The sequence below is a fragment of the Pseudomonas sp. K5002 genome, from assembly GCF_013386655.1.
GTDB lineage: Bacteria > Pseudomonadota > Gammaproteobacteria > Pseudomonadales > Pseudomonadaceae > Aquipseudomonas.
The window spans coordinates 1-731 of the sequence record NZ_JACARK010001098.1; the positions used below are offsets into that span (position 1 = coordinate 1).

1 protein-coding gene and 1 pseudogene are annotated in these 731 nt (G+C 61.8%); both read left to right on the forward strand.

Annotation, left to right across the window (positions count from 1 at the left end; translation table 11 throughout):
• A pseudogene (locus tag HX846_RS33590) lies at positions 1 to 205 on the forward strand (aromatic ring-hydroxylating dioxygenase subunit alpha); the annotation flags it as partial.
• Entirely contained in the window at positions 202 to 693 is a 492-nt protein-coding gene (locus tag HX846_RS33595; RefSeq protein ID WP_177009342.1) for an aromatic-ring-hydroxylating dioxygenase subunit beta, read from the forward strand. The pseudogene HX846_RS33590 and the gene HX846_RS33595, both read left to right, overlap by 4 nt.
• Positions 694 to 731: the final 38 nt, after the last annotated feature.

The following is a 731-nucleotide window of genomic DNA, read 5'->3' on the forward strand; positions in this document are numbered from 1 at the left end:
GTTCGGCTTTGGCAGCCCCGACGACGCCGAAGCCTGGGACCGGGTGCAACGCGGCTCGTATGCCGGCGTTGACGCACCGATCCTGGTCAACCGTGGCCTGAACCGCGAAGTGCTGGCCGACAACGGCGACAAGGTATCCCACGCCACTGATGAAGGCGGCATGCGCGGGGCCTATGACATGTGGAAAAGGATGATGAGCCAATGAACACCCTGACTGGTTTTACCGCACCGCTGGCCCAGGCCATCGAATTCATCTGGCGTGAAGCCCAACTGCTGGACCACAAGGACTACGTGCAATGGGCCGCGTTGTGGAGCGAGAGCGGGCGCTACGTCGTGCCGATCGACCCGGACACCGAGGATTTTGAAGCCAACCTCAACTATGCCTATGACGATGCGCGCATGCGTGACCTGCGCATCGAACGGCTGACGGCGGGGTATTCACCGTCGGCGGTGGATGCGGCGAAAACCGTGCGCAGTGTGTCGCGATTCACCCTGGTGGAAGCGGCGGGCGAGGTGGTGGAGGTTAACTGTGCGCAGCTGCTCTATGCCTACAAGCGCGGGGTGCACACGCCGTTCGTGGCCGACCTGAATTACCGCATTCGGTTCAGCGCCGGGGTCGCGACCCTGGAGCGCAAGGTGGTGCGGCTGATCAATTCCACCGACAGCCTGAGTGCGCTCGGCTTTCTGTTGTAAGCACGATTCAAACAACGACACAAAACCAATGTGGGAGC